16 protein-coding genes are annotated in these 14034 nt (G+C 53.7%); 8 read left to right on the top strand and 8 right to left on the bottom strand.

Annotated elements, in window-relative coordinates:
- Positions 1-66: 66 nt before the first annotated feature.
- Complete coding sequence (locus DEP07_RS19245; protein ID WP_122964159.1) at positions 67-1056, top strand: C40 family peptidase; 990 nt, start codon at positions 67-69, stop codon at positions 1054-1056.
- A gap of 577 nt (positions 1057-1633) precedes the next feature.
- Here DEP07_RS19245 and DEP07_RS19240 read toward each other — a convergent pair.
- The 6 genes from DEP07_RS19240 to DEP07_RS19215 all read right to left on the bottom strand — a co-directional run bounded on the left by DEP07_RS19240 (position 1634) and on the right by DEP07_RS19215 (position 5953).
- Positions 1634-2416: a FixH family protein gene (locus DEP07_RS19240; protein WP_173597438.1), complete on the bottom strand. Its 783-nt coding sequence runs from the start codon at positions 2414-2416 to the stop codon at positions 1634-1636.
- A gap of 5 nt (positions 2417-2421) precedes the next feature.
- Positions 2422-3033, bottom strand: a complete 612-nt coding sequence (locus tag DEP07_RS19235; protein WP_063231326.1) for an SCO family protein — start codon at positions 3031-3033, stop codon at positions 2422-2424.
- A 49-nt stretch (positions 3034-3082) separates the two neighbouring features.
- Complete coding sequence (gene ctaG / locus DEP07_RS19230) at positions 3083-3952, bottom strand: cytochrome c oxidase assembly factor CtaG (RefSeq protein WP_063231423.1); 870 nt, start codon at positions 3950-3952, stop codon at positions 3083-3085.
- 165 nt (positions 3953-4117) lie between these two features.
- The gene (locus tag DEP07_RS19225) at positions 4118-4588 is read right to left on the bottom strand and encodes a thioredoxin family protein (RefSeq protein WP_122964156.1); all 471 of its coding nucleotides are present in this window, start codon (positions 4586-4588) and stop codon (positions 4118-4120) included.
- A 3-nt stretch (positions 4589-4591) separates the two neighbouring features.
- On the bottom strand, positions 4592-5020 hold the full coding sequence (locus DEP07_RS19220; RefSeq protein ID WP_063231328.1) for a disulfide oxidoreductase: 429 nt from the start codon (positions 5018-5020) through the stop codon (positions 4592-4594).
- Between the two features lie 147 nt (positions 5021-5167).
- Positions 5168-5953 carry a metallophosphoesterase family protein gene (locus DEP07_RS19215; RefSeq protein ID WP_173597437.1) on the bottom strand — a complete coding sequence of 262 codons (786 nt, stop codon included), beginning with the start codon at positions 5951-5953 and terminating at the stop codon, positions 5168-5170.
- A 196-nt stretch (positions 5954-6149) separates the two neighbouring features.
- Between DEP07_RS19215 and DEP07_RS19210 the strand changes: the two genes are divergently transcribed.
- From DEP07_RS19210 to DEP07_RS19195, 4 genes are all read left to right on the top strand, one after another.
- Positions 6150-6974 (top strand): cupin domain-containing protein, encoded by an 825-nt coding sequence (locus DEP07_RS19210; protein WP_122964153.1) that lies wholly within the window; start codon positions 6150-6152, stop codon positions 6972-6974.
- Between the two features lie 87 nt (positions 6975-7061).
- Positions 7062-7784 carry an NAD-dependent deacylase gene (locus DEP07_RS19205; protein WP_173598599.1) on the top strand — a complete coding sequence of 241 codons (723 nt, stop codon included), beginning with the start codon at positions 7062-7064 and terminating at the stop codon, positions 7782-7784.
- Between the two features lie 167 nt (positions 7785-7951).
- Positions 7952-9874, top strand: coding sequence for an ABC-F family ATP-binding cassette domain-containing protein (locus DEP07_RS19200; protein WP_287102906.1), 1923 nt, complete (start codon positions 7952-7954; stop codon positions 9872-9874).
- 108 nt (positions 9875-9982) lie between these two features.
- Positions 9983-10204, top strand: coding sequence for a hypothetical protein (locus tag DEP07_RS19195; RefSeq protein WP_122964150.1), 222 nt, complete (start codon positions 9983-9985; stop codon positions 10202-10204).
- 57 nt (positions 10205-10261) lie between these two features.
- Here DEP07_RS19195 and DEP07_RS19190 read toward each other — a convergent pair whose 3' ends face one another.
- Positions 10262-10624 carry a L,D-transpeptidase gene (locus tag DEP07_RS19190; RefSeq protein ID WP_173598597.1) on the bottom strand — a complete coding sequence of 121 codons (363 nt, stop codon included), beginning with the start codon at positions 10622-10624 and terminating at the stop codon, positions 10262-10264.
- 84 nt (positions 10625-10708) lie between these two features.
- Positions 10709-10945 carry a hypothetical protein gene (locus DEP07_RS19185; protein ID WP_122904675.1) on the bottom strand — a complete coding sequence of 79 codons (237 nt, stop codon included), beginning with the start codon at positions 10943-10945 and terminating at the stop codon, positions 10709-10711.
- Between the two features lie 196 nt (positions 10946-11141).
- On the opposite strand from DEP07_RS19185, the gene DEP07_RS19180 reads away from it, so the two are divergent.
- The 3 genes from DEP07_RS19180 to DEP07_RS19170 all read left to right on the top strand — a co-directional run bounded on the left by DEP07_RS19180 (position 11142) and on the right by DEP07_RS19170 (position 14012).
- A complete protein-coding gene (locus DEP07_RS19180) occupies positions 11142-11900 on the top strand; it encodes a DUF4931 domain-containing protein (RefSeq protein WP_287102905.1) in 759 nt (252 codons plus the stop codon).
- A 19-nt stretch (positions 11901-11919) separates the two neighbouring features.
- Positions 11920-12780 (top strand): GNAT family N-acetyltransferase, encoded by an 861-nt coding sequence (locus tag DEP07_RS19175; RefSeq protein WP_173597432.1) that lies wholly within the window; start codon positions 11920-11922, stop codon positions 12778-12780.
- 101 nt (positions 12781-12881) lie between these two features.
- Positions 12882-14012 carry a virulence factor gene (locus DEP07_RS19170; protein ID WP_122964147.1) on the top strand — a complete coding sequence of 377 codons (1131 nt, stop codon included), beginning with the start codon at positions 12882-12884 and terminating at the stop codon, positions 14010-14012.
- The last annotated feature ends 22 nt before the right edge of the window (positions 14013-14034 follow it).

Raw genomic sequence — 14034 nt, 5'->3', positions numbered from 1 at the left:
CGCTTTTTCCAGTAAAGTGGGTTTGTACCCAATCTGTTGGGAAAAACACAGCCAGGAGGAGAACGAATGACGAAACGAGATTGGTTGCAAAAGTCGACTGTCGCCGTCATGCTAAGTACATCCCTGCTTCTGTTCGCGGAAGGTGGACAGGCAGCAGCTAAGACTGTGGATTCACAATCTTCTGTGAAAGCGGAGGAAATTGTCAAGCTGACACAATCGTTGCTCGGCAAGGACTATAAGTACGGGGCAGTAGGACCCAACTCATTCGGTTCAGCAGGCTTGGCCACTTATGTGTACAAAAAAGCCGGGCTGACCATCGACGACACGATTGATGAGTTGTACAAGGCGGGAGAGGCCGTCTCTGCCGACAAAATCGAGCCAGGAGACTTGCTGTTCTTTTCCTCGAATGGGAAAGGAAAGCCGAGCTTCATGGGCATCTATATCGGAAATGACCAGTACATATACTCTTCGCAGGGCGAAGACGCAGTCGTTTTGAAAAACGTCAGCGATTATACGAAAAAGTTGGTAGGTGCGCGCCGAATTGCCGTTTTGGACAACGGGACAGGCACGACCCCGACTCCGGACCCAGGCCAGGAGGAAGGCTCCAACTCTGGCGAGATCGCAGATAACGTGATTGCGGCAGGCAAAAAATATTTGGGCACACCTTATGAATACAGCTCGACCCGTTCCAACAAAAAGACGATGGATTGCTCCGAATTTACGATGTGGGCGTACCGCGATGGTGCCGATATCGACATGGGCAATGGGGGAGCGCGTTCACAAGCCGACTTTGTGAAAAAAAATGGCACGTACACCACGGATATCAACAAGCTGAAAAAAGGCGACCTCGTTTTCTTCATGGCGTATAAAGGCTACAAGGAATCCGATTACAAAGGAATCAATGTGCCGAAGCAGAGCATTACCCACGTAGGCATCTACATGGGCGACAACAAGCTGCTGCATACGTTTTCGAAAGAATCCGGCGGAGTGAAAGTGACCGACTTCAAAAATACGCATTGGGAATACCGCTTCATTATGGGTGGACGGCCTTATTAATACAGTTAGCGACGGTGCGATTGCACCGTCTTTTTTCATGAGCGCGACACAAGCAGGCAGAGGCAGTAGCGGAAAAAATAGGTGAATGACCGCGGACAAACGCACAGTCCATCTGTGCGTTTGCTGCATCTCTTATAGGGAGACTTGTAGGAGGTGAAACGTCATGTCATATCAGTATCCCCCAGGAGGTTATCCACCGCCGCCGCCGCCACCCGGAGGTTCATCTGGAGGCTTTCCTCCGCCACCACCAGGTCCACCCCCAGGAAGGACGCCCAGCTCACCGGGATCGCGAGGGTATGGGGGAACAAGGCGAATTGAACCGGGCGGCTTCTATCCCTGCTTATATCGCTATACGTATATTTGGCTGAAAAATGGCCGTTCCTTCTGGTTTTACCCTGTTTTCATCGGCCGTACATCCGTGACTGGCTATCGCTGGAGACAAAACCGCTGGGAATACTACGGTTTGGAACTGGATCGGATTGCTTACTTTACATGCTGATCAAAACAAAACGGCCTTCCCGCGTTCAGGGAATGGCCGTTTTTGTTTGCGGTTTGCCGCAAGCAGGGCAGCGCGCTGTTACTTGACGGTGACCGCAAAATCTTTATGGTCGTGAATATCGCCTTTTTCTAGATGGACTTTCACGGTGTAGTCGCCAGCAGCGGGAAAGGTCAGCTTGCCTTCGTACTGCCCGGCACTGCTTTCTTTGGCATCGACGAAGCTGTGCTTGGCCTCATTTCCCGTCCAAAATTCGAATTTGACCGTGCCGCCTGAGAACGGCTGGTTGTCTTTCATCAGGTGAACGAGCATCGTTGCCTCTGACTGCGCTGCAAGCTCGTCTGGCGGCATGAGGTGAAAATCGACTCCGCTTGGCGCATGCGCTTCACCGGAAGCGGCTTGGCCGTGATGCTCGTGCCCTGTTGCCGTCTGCTCCGTGGCGTTAGCGCCAGCAGGGGAGTTGCTGTCGGCTGCTTTTACCGTAAACGGTGTTTTGCGCATGTTGTGGAAGTCGCGGGCGGTGACGTGATAGTAGACAAAGTAGGAGCCAGGCTCGCTGATCGTCTGCTGCGCCGTATAGACGCCGTCGGCTACGAGCTTTGCCGGGATCGTCTCATGCTTTTCCTGGCCATCCTTCCACCATTCAAACGATACTTCGCGCGCATCATCTACCGGCTTTCCTTCCTGGGTCACCTTGACCGAAAACGTAATCGTGCCTCCAGCTACAGGCTCCGTTGGTTCCAGCGTAAATGCGGCGTCCACAGGGGCGCCGGAAGCAGCCTCCATCCCCTGGTCATTCTGGTTGGAGCATGCCGCAGCCAGAACGGTCAGCACGGACAGGAACAGCGTGAAAAAGCGTTTCATTTGCGTTACCCTTCCTTCTTCAAGTTCAACAACTCTTGATAAATTTGCTCGGGATCAAAATCTTCCCCCATGCCGAATTTGCGAATAACCGCGTTGTTTTGATCGACAAGATAAGTGCTCGACGTGTGGGAGATGAACCCGTCATCCGTCTTTTTGGCAAAAAAGCCGAGCGAACTCGTCACCGTGCGAATCGTCTCTTCGTCGCCGCGCAAGATCGTCCAGCCGTCTTCTGCAATGCCGAGCTGCCGGGCATAGTAGCGCAAGACGTCAGGCGTATCGTTTTGCGGATCGATCGTGATCGTCAAAAAGTCGACGCCTTTTCCCATAACCCCCGCTTCCTGCAGACGTTTTTGCAACTGCACCATCTTGATCGTGGTGGTAGGGCAAATATCGGGACAGCGAGTATAAATCAGCTCGACCAGCCGGACGGTTCCCGGCTTGGGAGAGAGGGAGTAGGCGGCTCCATCCAAAGTTTGCAGCTGTGCATCCGGCAACTTGGCTGAGACCTCCGAAGGGGTGAGCCAAAGCCACGAAGCGATGAGAGCGGCAAGGACAAAGAGCGGCAACAAAAGCACGAGCCGTCTGAGTCGAGTGGCGGCAGTTGGGGTGAGTGGCACGCCGGATTCCTCCTTTTTCAAATGGCGAGGCAGAACAACTCGCGGACGGTTACTGCGGCATCAGTCCATCGTCAGGCTGGTCTTTCTCTCTCCGGTACCAGGCTGCGAAGACGTAAGCGAGCACGGAACCGTACGTCAATTCCTGCAACAGCTTCATGATGATTCCGCCCAGACGCTGATCCTCCAACGGCGGCAGGGGAACGGCGAACATCGATTTGTCGATCGGAGCGGAGAAAAACGGCGCGCACAGCATGGAAGGCCCGTTTACATACGTCTCGTAAAGCGCCGACTCGGAGAAAATGATCAGCGCACAGGCTGGCGTAATCAGCACGCCGTTGGCAAAAATATAAGCCAGCTTTTGCAGCTCGGACAGCCGATGGATCTCCGGGATGGGAGCGATTACAGGAAGCCACATCCAAAGCGCTGTCACCAGGAGCAACAGGTGAATCAGGTTGTGCGCCGCCAAATTGTTCATCGTCATGTCTAGAATAACAGGCATGTGATAAAACGAGAATAGGGCATTGAACAAAAGGACGGCAGGGATCGGATGGCTGACCACGCGCAAAAACCCTTTCAACCCTTTGCGGTAAAAAAGGAAGCGCATGAGCCAGGGCGGTGTGCCGGCCAACAGCAACAAAGGCATCACGAGATAGAGAATCGACTGCTGAAGCATATGGGCGCTGAACAAAAAGTGGCCCGCGACATTCAAGGGGCTGCCCATGCCGAAGTAAAACAGCAGCAAGCCGAGGGAAAACGATAGTTTCTGTTTGAGCGAAGCAGGTTTGGCGTCAGGGAAAGTATGGCGCAAAGGTCCTGTCAAGGAAAAGTAAGCCAGTCCGATCAGAGCCGTCAACAGAAAAAGCTCCGGGTTCCACGTCGCCCGAAAGCCAAAGGTCTCGGTCAAGTATATAAGGGTCAACACCATTACCTCCGTTTTCCTGGAATATACCCAGTATCCATTATAGGCATTCGTTTCCAAAAGCCTAATGACTCTTTCGGGCTATTTCTGGCTGTTTTCGTTCACAGTTTTGTCACCGATACGAGAAAAGGCCCTGGAGCTTTCGCGTCCGGGGCCTTTTGTCCGCTATGATTTTTTCTGCTCTTCCAGCCATTTCTTCCACTGGTCGGCTTCGTGGCCACCTACCAGACGAGCTACTTCCTTGCCGTCTTTGTAGTGAACGAGAGTCGGGGTGAACTCGATCTGGAAATCATCCCAGCTTGCGTTAAATTCGAGCAGGTTGTGCTTTTTCATGTCGATTTGCATGTCTTTGACGATCGGCACCAAAACAGGTGTCGTAGCGCGGCAATGCTCGCACAGCGGGCTGTAGTAGTAGACGTACAAGTCTTCTTTGCCCGCGATCTTGCTCTTCAGCTCGTCCGGCATGATCAGGTTGTCGTACAGCGGGTCTTGCAATTGCTCGATAGTAGCCGGATTCAGGTTGGCTTTGCCGTAAGGATTGCCGGCAGCCGCCTGGCGGTTGGACATATCCGAGTACACAATCGCGCCGATCAGGAGCGCTGCTACCAGGATAGACAGGAAAATAATCTTTTTCATGCATCAATTCTCCTTTGCGTTTTTCATGACGATGAACAGCAAAATACTGATCAAAGCAAATGCGACTAGCGCCAGAAAAGGAATGGTGATAAACCCGAACCAGTTGATGTAGTCCGTATTGCAGGGGACAATGCCGCAAGCGTTGCCCAGCTCATGCAGGAAGGGAACCTTTTGGATCAAGTAATGATAGAGGGAGATGCAGCCGCCGATCAAAGAGAGAATCAAGGCGTACGAGGACATTTTGTAGTCCTTTTTCGCGGACGCCACTCCGAGCAAAATGATGAGCGGATACATCAGGATGCGCTGGTACCAGCACAAATCACACGGTATGTACTTCAATACTTCCGAAAAAAACAGACTTCCAGCCGTGGCAATCAGGGACAAGCCCCAAGCCGCAAACATGGATTGTTCCATCACTTGTTGACGTTTCATAACAACACCTCGTTCATATCTTACCATATTACGATTCGGAAGTAGATTATAAAAAGTAACAATTTTTCAAAGGGAAAGGCTTGTGCTTGTACCAAAAACAGGATAGAGGCGCTACCCGAAGCGCTAGGGCTACAGGTAGTGTCGCCGTCAGATGACGCGTACTTGCATGGCAGGCTGGACGTCGCCAACAGGGACAAAGATCGATTGCAGAGAGGGCCACTCTACCAACAATACTCCTCGCCGATAAGCGGCACCGCCATCGATGCCGATCAGGTTGCCGCGCCGCCAGGGACCATAGCCTTCATAGTCAGGCAAACGAGGCACCGGGGTATGACCGAAGACGATTGGCCTGTCTCCTTCATAATAAAGGTAGAAGGGCTCGCGAATCCACAGGAGATCTTCTGGATTTTGCTGGCGCAGCGGAATGCCGGGACGAATGCCCGCGTGGACGAGCAGAACAGCGGGCGCTCCCGTCTGCGGATCGGCTGGAAGCTCCATGTACAACGGCAAGGCGGACAAGGCCGGCAACAGTCCGGGATACTCGCTCTGAATCAGCCGTCGAGCTTCCTCCTGTTCGGCGCTGGATGGCATGGAATGGAGAAAAGCCCGGCGCAGAGGGTGGTTTCCCAAGAGCGAACGGATCGTGGCATCTCCGCCGTTGTAACGCAAGTACAGCTCCGGGTTTCCTTGTCCTTTCAGCCAATCCTCCAGCATCTGCTCGTGATTGCCTTTCAGGAGAAAGACCTGGTTTGGATATTGCTTTTGCAAGGTAAACAGGTCGAACAGCACTTCCTTCGATTCCGGGCCGCGGTCGATCATATCGCCGATCACATAGAGACGATCTCCCGTTTGCGGGGAAAAGGAGGCATCGCGCAATGCTCTGCGAAATGCCTGGTTCTGGCCGTGAATGTCCGAGACGAAATAGGTGGCCACTTCCACTCACCTCCCATGAGGACTTGGCGCGACTCTTATTACGATATGCCGATCAGGAGAGGGAGTGCCAATGCAACGAGCCGTGCGAGCTGAATCCAGGCTGCCTCGTTGAAAACATAGGCGCACCAACTGGGCGTTCGGGAATATGGATACCTATGAGACATATACCCAGAACGTTGGAGGGAAGACGGGACAGATGGCTACCACTTATCGGGACTATACTTCGCCGAATACGCAATTTACGTACGATATGCGCAACAACACGTTTTTTCGAAAAGACGCGGGCAACTTCATCGATTCTCTCGGCATCCAGCAGTTGAACACGCTGGGCAACACTTCGCTGCTCGACATCTTTTTGACGACTGGAAACGTGATTGAGCCACATATTCATCAAAACGCTTCCGAACTGGTTTACTGTGTGTCCGGCGAGGCAGCCGTTTCCATTATTAATCCATTCACGAACCAGTTGCTTACTTTCCATATCAAGCCGAGGCAAGTGGCGAATGTGCCGCAGGGCTGGTGGCATTACGAGATTGCCCTGACGGACGATACGCATCTGATAGCCGTTTTTGACGCTCCGGTGCCGGAAGTGATCTTTGGCTCCGACATCCTGCGACTGACCCCGGCAAGCGTATGGGCGCACACGTACTGCCTGGACGAAGCGAAGGTCAAGGACACTTTTGCTCCGATCCCCCGAACCGTTGTCATCGGTCCGCCGCTTGGTTGCCAGCGAGGGGCGAATCCGGGAGCGAACCAAGGCTCGAATCCGGGCGCAAACCAAGGCACGAACCAATGGAACAGCCCGTCCAGCCAGCTTCCGCACTACGGCTATTCCAGCCAATGGCCGACAAGCTCCTATTATTACGATGCCGCCGCTTATGCCCAGGCGCCGGAGTACGGACAGTACACGCACTATCCGGAACTGTCCGGGTACACGTATTACCCGCCCAGCCAGCCTCAGCTCCAGCAACAGCCTCAGGCGTCTTATCCGCAGCAATATGGATATGCCGGAACGTATTAGCTAACGTACGAGACACAAGACTCCTTATTTGCTGTACACTTCCTTTTTCTTCCTTTACAATGAGAGCAAAAAAGCGGAGGGATGCAGATGGAGTCGCTGGCCAAATGGCTGCAACAATCACCTCGAACGATTGTCTTTACAGGTGCAGGCATGTCTACCGAAAGCGGTCTGCCTGATTTTCGTTCCCAGACCGGATTGTGGCGCGGATTGGACCCCCAGCAGCTCGCCAGCACGAAAGCGATGCGCGAGAACCGGGACGAGTTCGCCGCTTTTTACCGCAAGCGGATCGAAGGGTTGCTGGCCTGCCAGCCGCATGCAGGACACGAGTTGCTGGCAAAATGGGAGCAGCGCGGGCTGGTCGAAGGCATTATCACGCAAAATGTAGACGGCTTTCACCAGCGGGCAGGGAGCCAGGCAGTGGCGCAACTGCATGGCACATTGAGCACGGTTAGCTGCATTCGTTGCCAGGAGCGCTATTCCAGCGAGCGGTATTTGCAGGCAGACGGGACTAGGTGTGCGTGCGGAGGCTTTGTCCGTCCCGATGTCGTCTTGTTCGGAGAAGCTTTGCCGCCGACGCAGGTTGAGCAAGCCGTCGAGTGGGCTGAGAGCGCTTCGCTGTTCCTCGTGCTCGGCTCTTCGCTGACAGTCAGTCCGGCTAACTGGTTTCCCCAGCGAGCGAAAGAAAGCGGGGCGAGACTGGTGATTGTCAATCAGGAGCCGACGCCGCTCGATGACTGGGCGGATTTTGTGGTGCGCGACCAGAAAATAGGGGAGCTATTGTCGCAAACGGAGCGATGGCTGACGAGCTGAACCAACAGGCGGGGCGTACTCACGACGAGTGAAGTGCGCCTGCTTTTTTGCATGCCGGACAGGAACCGGGCAGAGAATCCTAGAGCTTGCACGAAAAAAATGGTACGATCATAAGATAGCATCCCTTTCAACTGGAGAGGGCAAATAGAAAAGTACAGGTGAAGACCATGCAAATTATTTCAGTAGAAAACCTCTCCAAAAGCTACGGAGACAAGATTTTGTTTGATCATATTTCCTTCCATATCGCAGAGCAGCAACGGATCGGGCTGATCGGAGTCAACGGTACAGGAAAGTCTTCGCTGTTGCGCATCATGGCGGGACAAGATACGCCAGACAGCGGAAAAATCATTCACGCCAACCATTTTCACGTCGAATACTTGCCGCAAAACCCAAGCTTTGATGAGGAATCAACCGTATTGGAGCAAGTGTTCTACGGAGAGTCTCCGCTGATCCAGCTGCTGCGTGAGTACGAAATCGCGCTGGAAGCCGTTCAGGCAGATCCGCAGGACGAGAAAAAGCAGGCGCGCCTGTTCGCTGTACAAGGGCGGATGGACGCAGTTGATGCGTGGGAGAGCAATACGCAGGCCAAGACGATTTTGACGAAGCTCGGGCTGCACAACTTTTCGCAAAAAGTCAAAGAGCTGTCCGGGGGCCAACGCAAGCGGGTAGCCATGGCGCGGGCGCTGATTCAGCCAGCCGATTTGCTGATTTTGGACGAGCCGACGAACCATATCGACAATGAGACGGTAGAGTGGCTGGAGGAATTTTTGTCCCGCTACAAGGGCGCTTTGCTGCTCGTCACGCACGATCGCTACTTCCTCGACCGGGTGACGAACCGCACGTTTGAGCTGGATCGCGGCAAGCTGTACAGCTACGAAGGCAACTACGCCACGTTTTTGGAGAAAAAAGCCGAGCGGGAAGAAAATGAGGCAGCAGCAGAAGACAAGCGGCAAAATTTGTTGCGCCGCGAGCTGGCCTGGCTGCGCAGGGGAGCCAAAGCGCGGACGACCAAGCAAAAAGCGCGTGTCCAGCGGGCAGAGGAGCTGCGCGACCGGACTGTGGATGGCCCGACAGCCAAGCTGGAGATGGCGCTTGGTGCAAGCAGGTTGGGCAAAAAGGTCATCGAGATCGAGCACGTGCAAAAAGGATACGGCGACCGCAGTCTCATCAACGACTTCAGCTATATCGTCCTGCCAGGTGATCGCGTGGGGATCATCGGGCCAAACGGCAGCGGCAAGTCGACGCTGTTGAACATGCTGGCCGGACGAATCCAGCCTGACAGCGGGACGATCGATATCGGGACGACGGTGAAAATCGCCTACTACACGCAGGATAGCGTGGAGATGAACGAGAAGCTGCGCGTGATCGAGTATGTGAAGGAAGCGGCAGAAGTAATCACGACGAGCAACGGCGAGGCGATTACCGCTTCGCAAATGCTGGAGCGTTTCCTCTTTTCCCCAGCCATGCAGTGGACGCCGATTGCCAAGCTGTCTGGCGGCGAGCGGCGCAGGCTGTACTTGCTCCGCACGTTGATGGGCGAGCCGAACGTGCTGTTTTTGGATGAGCCGACCAACGATCTCGATATCCAGACGCTCAGCATTTTGGAAGATTATTTGGAGCAGTTCCCTGGCGCGGTCATCACGGTTTCCCATGACCGCTACTTCCTTGATCGCACGGTCGACCACCTGTTTGCTTTTGAAGGAGACGGACAAATTCGCCATTTTATCGGCAATTACTCCGAGTATCTGGAAGAAAAGCGAGTGGAGGACACCGCAGCAGCAACAGCTTCCGTGGGGCAACAGCCATCCGTCGAGAAGCAGGCGAGCAGTCAGGCGACGCGTGGCAACAACCGCACGAAAAAGCTTTCGTACAAGGATCAGAAGGATTGGGATACGATCGAAGGCAAAATTGCAGCTTTCGAAGAACGGCTCGCGACGCTCAAAAAAGAAATTGCCGGAGCGGGCAGCGACTACGGCAAGGTAGAAAAGCTGTTCGCGGAAGAACAGCAAGTGACTGCCGATCTGGAAGCGGCAGTAGAGCGCTGGGCGGAGTTGTCTGCCCTGATCGAAGAGTTGGAGCAAGGGAAGTAATTGGCAGGGTGCCAATCTCTGTTTGTCTAGCCAGTTATTGAGGCTGGGAAAGCAATGACAATTTCCTGTAGACTAGAGAGGATTACTAGAGTAGAGGAGTCGCTGTCGTTGCCTGCCTATAAGCTGGACCCGGAATGGGTGATGTCTTACCTCGTATTGCAAGAAGAAAGGCTCGCTTGTGAAGTCCATCCGAAGGACAAAGAAGCGATCATGAACAAAATCAGGGAAATGACGCTTTCGATTATGTACAAGCAAGCCAGAAGATTTCTCGTATACTTGGAGACGAATGACCAAAAAACGGTCGATGAAACGGATAAGCACCTCATGTAAAAAAGACCCGCCTTTTCGAAAATGAAGAGGCGGGTCTTTGCCTGTGCACGCGGCCATTTATTGCAGGCGGATTCGGACAGGTGTGCCGATGGGAACGATTTTGGCCAGTTCGTTGACATCCTGATTGTACATGCGAATGCAGCCGTGCGAGACGTAGTGCCCGATCGAGGATGGGTTGTTTGTGCCGTGTATGCCGTAATGAGGTTTGCTCAGCCCCAGCCAGTATGTTCCGAAAACGCTGAGCGGTCCTCCCGGGTACGAGTCGGGATAAGGAACCTTGTTGATGATCGTAAAATCGCCACGAGGTGTTTCCGTCGCGATCTTGCCGAGCGCAACCGGATAGGAGCGGATCAACGTATTGCCGTCGTACAAATCGAGCTTTAGCCTTCTGATCGAGATGCGAATGTTGTATGCAGGCATTCCCTCACCTCCCTTTGGCAGCCGCCCTCGACAACGTTGCTACTATCGTATGTGAGATGGCGGGAGAGGTACGCGGGTTTCTTTTTAGCGGAAGGAAGAAAAGGTATCAGGGTAGCGCAAGCCGTCGCGGTAGAACAAGGTGCGCACCCAGGCGTACAGACGCAACGGAATGGACGGGAAGACAATCGCCAGCTTCCCTTCTTCCAAAATGGGCAGGTCGAGCGGAGACTGAATCTCGTAAGGAACGCCCTCCTGATCGAGCAGTGCCTTGTAATGGTGTGCTTCGCTCCAGCTCACCGGGTAATAGAATGATTTTTCCATCGCATCCAACACCTTTCCGGTTTTCACTGCTCCCATTATATGCAACCCATTTGGGGTAAAAAAAGAAACGAGCGCGTAGATCAAGGAAAATAGGCTTTCTCTGTGGCCAAAATGTGCCGCGAGCGAAATTACGGCATGATTTTCAAAACAATTCAGTGTAAAGTGAAAGTATCCAGAAAATGGAGGGACGCTTTGTATGGCGCAGACACATTTGCACTTTAACATGCACATCGGAAAAAAGAAGCCGGAGAGCGTAATCAATCGGGAAACAGCGTGTCCTTTCTGTGATCGCGGCAGTTTGACTGACGTCCTGGAGCAGCGAGGTTCCATGATCTGGCTGATGAACAAATTTCCCGTCCTGCAAGACACGCATCAGACAGTGTTGATTGAATCAGAGGAGTGCAACGGCGACTGGTCGACGTATTCCCGGGAGCATGTGCACGCTTTGCTCTCCTTTGGCGTCGAGAAATGGCTGGAGATGGAGAGAAGCGGTTCTTTTCGCTCGGTTTTGTTTTTCAAAAACCACGGCCCGTATTCCGGCGGGAGCATTCGCCATCCGCACATGCAGATTGTCGGCCTGACTGGCTACGACTATCGCTCGCAAGTGAAGGACAGCGACTTTATGGGCATTACGATCGACAAGGAAGCAGGGATTTCCTGCACCCTCTCCACGCATCCGCGAGCGGGCTTTTTTGAATACAATGTCATTTTGGAGGACTTGGATCGGCTGCCCAAAATGGCCGAATACTTGCAAATATTGGCGCACTGGATTTTGCATCACGTCAATCCGCGCAACCAGAGCTACAACTTTTTCTTTTATCAATGGAAAGAAAAGCTGATTGCGAAAGCCATCCCGCGCTTTGTGACGTCGCCCCTGTACGTCGGCTACACGATTCCGCAAGTGGCAAACAACCTGGATGAAATGATCGAAGAAATGAGAAGGCATTATTTTTAACGAAAAAGGAGCGAGGCTTTTGACATACGAGATCGTAGCGAAACAAACATTGACCGCAGAGGAATTGGCGCAAATTAACGAATTGGTTCGATTATGCAACGAACATGACGGGATTGATCTGAAAATCAACCCGGACATGCTGCGAAACCGCTCAGGCAAACATACGGAAGATTTTCTCTGCTACGCGGACGGCAAACTGGTCGGATTCCTCGGCTTGTACGTTTTCCACAGGAAAGAGGCAGAAGCGAGCGGCATGGTACACCCTGACTATCGCCGAAAAGGAATTTTTTCCAGTTTGCAGCGAGCTGCCGAAGAAGCGTGCAAACAACGGGAAATTCCTTCGCTCCTCTTTATCGTCCAGCACAACTCGCAGTCCGGAGCAGCGTACATGCAGCAAATCGGCGCGACGTACGAACATTCGGAGCACTGGATGGACTTGGGCGAGGGCGGGCGTCAGACCTGTAACGACACGTTGCGAATCCGCCCGGAAACGGCTGACGATTACGAGACGCTGATTCAACTCAATGTGCACGGTTTTCAAATGGAAGAACAACAGGTGCGAGAGATGGCCGAGATGATGGCAAGCGATCTCAACTCCCGTACATACTTGGTGATTGTAGAAGAGGAAGCGGTCGGCAAAATCAGTGTGAGCCGCAAAGATGCGAAGGCGTTCATTTACGGATTTTGCGTCCATCCCGACCATCAAGGCAAAGGCTACGGCCGTCAGGCGTTGGCGCAAACGATTCGGCTGATCGAAGAGGAAGGCTACAAGCACGTCTCTCTGGAAGTCGCCTGTGAGAACAGCAAGGCGCTGGGGCTGTACGAATCTTGCGGCTTCGTCGTGAAGTCTGCCAACGATTACTACAGGCTGAATCTGTAGCAGGCAAACTGCTTTTGCTTGCACCTGCGGATTGGCAAACGCAGGAGCTTCCGTGCTACCATAGGGGAGAGGTAGCATTGCGGAAAAAGGAGTGACGAAAGATGAAACTGTTGTCGATCGAACCGACGCCGAGTCCGAACGTGATGAAGCTGAACGTGGACGAGACTCTGCCAGGCGGCGTGCAACATGTTTATACAAAGGCGGAAGCAGCGAAAGCGCCGGAACTGATGCAGGAGCTGCTCGCCATTGACGGAGTGACGTCGATTTTTCACACGGCGGACTTCCTGGCGTTGGAGCGCAAGTCGAATGCCGACTGGCAGCGCATTTTGACAGAAGCGCGGGAGATTTTGCAGGCAGGAAAAGGAACGGCAATTCCTGTCGTCTCCGCTGAGCAGGCGGGAGCCTACGGCGAGGCGCAAGTATTCGTCCAGATGTTTCGTGGCGTGCCGATGCAAGTGAAAGTAACGATGGGAACGGAGCAAATTCGCGCAGCTCTGCCTGAGCGATTCGGACAGGCTGCTGTACAGGCTGGATCTGCTTCGCCGAACTTGATCATGGAGCGAAAATGGGTGGAGCATGGCGTGCGTTACGGCGATTTGCGCGAAATTGGCGAAGAAGTAGCGCAAGAGGTCGATGCGACTTACCCGCCAAGCCGCGTGGAGGAAATCGTCCAGCAGGCGATGCTGCTTGGTCCTGGGGAAGCGCCGCAAGAAGTGGAGCGCGAGAAAAAAGTCGTCACGCTTGAGATGCTGGACGACCCGGATTGGCGAAACCGCTATGAAGCGCTGGATCGGATGGAGCCGACAGAGGCAGACTTGCCTGTCCTGGAAAAAGCGCTCCGCGATCCCAAGCCTTCCATTCGCAGGCTGGCTGTCGTCTACCTCGGCATGGTGGGCGGCGATAATGTGTTCCCGTTGTTGTTCGAGGCGCTGCGGGACGACTCTGTCTCCGTGAGAAGGACGGCTGGCGACACGCTGTCCGATTTGGGCGATGTCCGGGCGATTGGGCCGATGTGTGAGGCGCTCAAGGATCGGAACAAGCTGGTGCGCTGGCGTGCCGCTCGCTATTTGTTTGAAGTAGGCGATGAGACAGCCCTGGAAGCCCTGCACGCAGCCCAGAACGATCCTGAGTTCGAAGTCAGCTTGCAGGTGCAAATGGCTGTACAGCGGATCGAACGGGGAGAAGCTGCCAGCGGTACAGTTTGGCAGCAGATGACAAGACGCAACGACTAATCGCTCTATCGCGGCTTCCGAT

It is taken from the genome of Brevibacillus sp., from assembly GCF_003521185.1.
GTDB classification, from domain to species: domain Bacteria; phylum Bacillota; class Bacilli; order Brevibacillales; family Brevibacillaceae; genus Brevibacillus; species Brevibacillus parabrevis.
The sequence above is the reverse complement of the archived record's forward strand: the minus strand, read 5'-3'. Positions and strand labels throughout refer to the sequence as shown.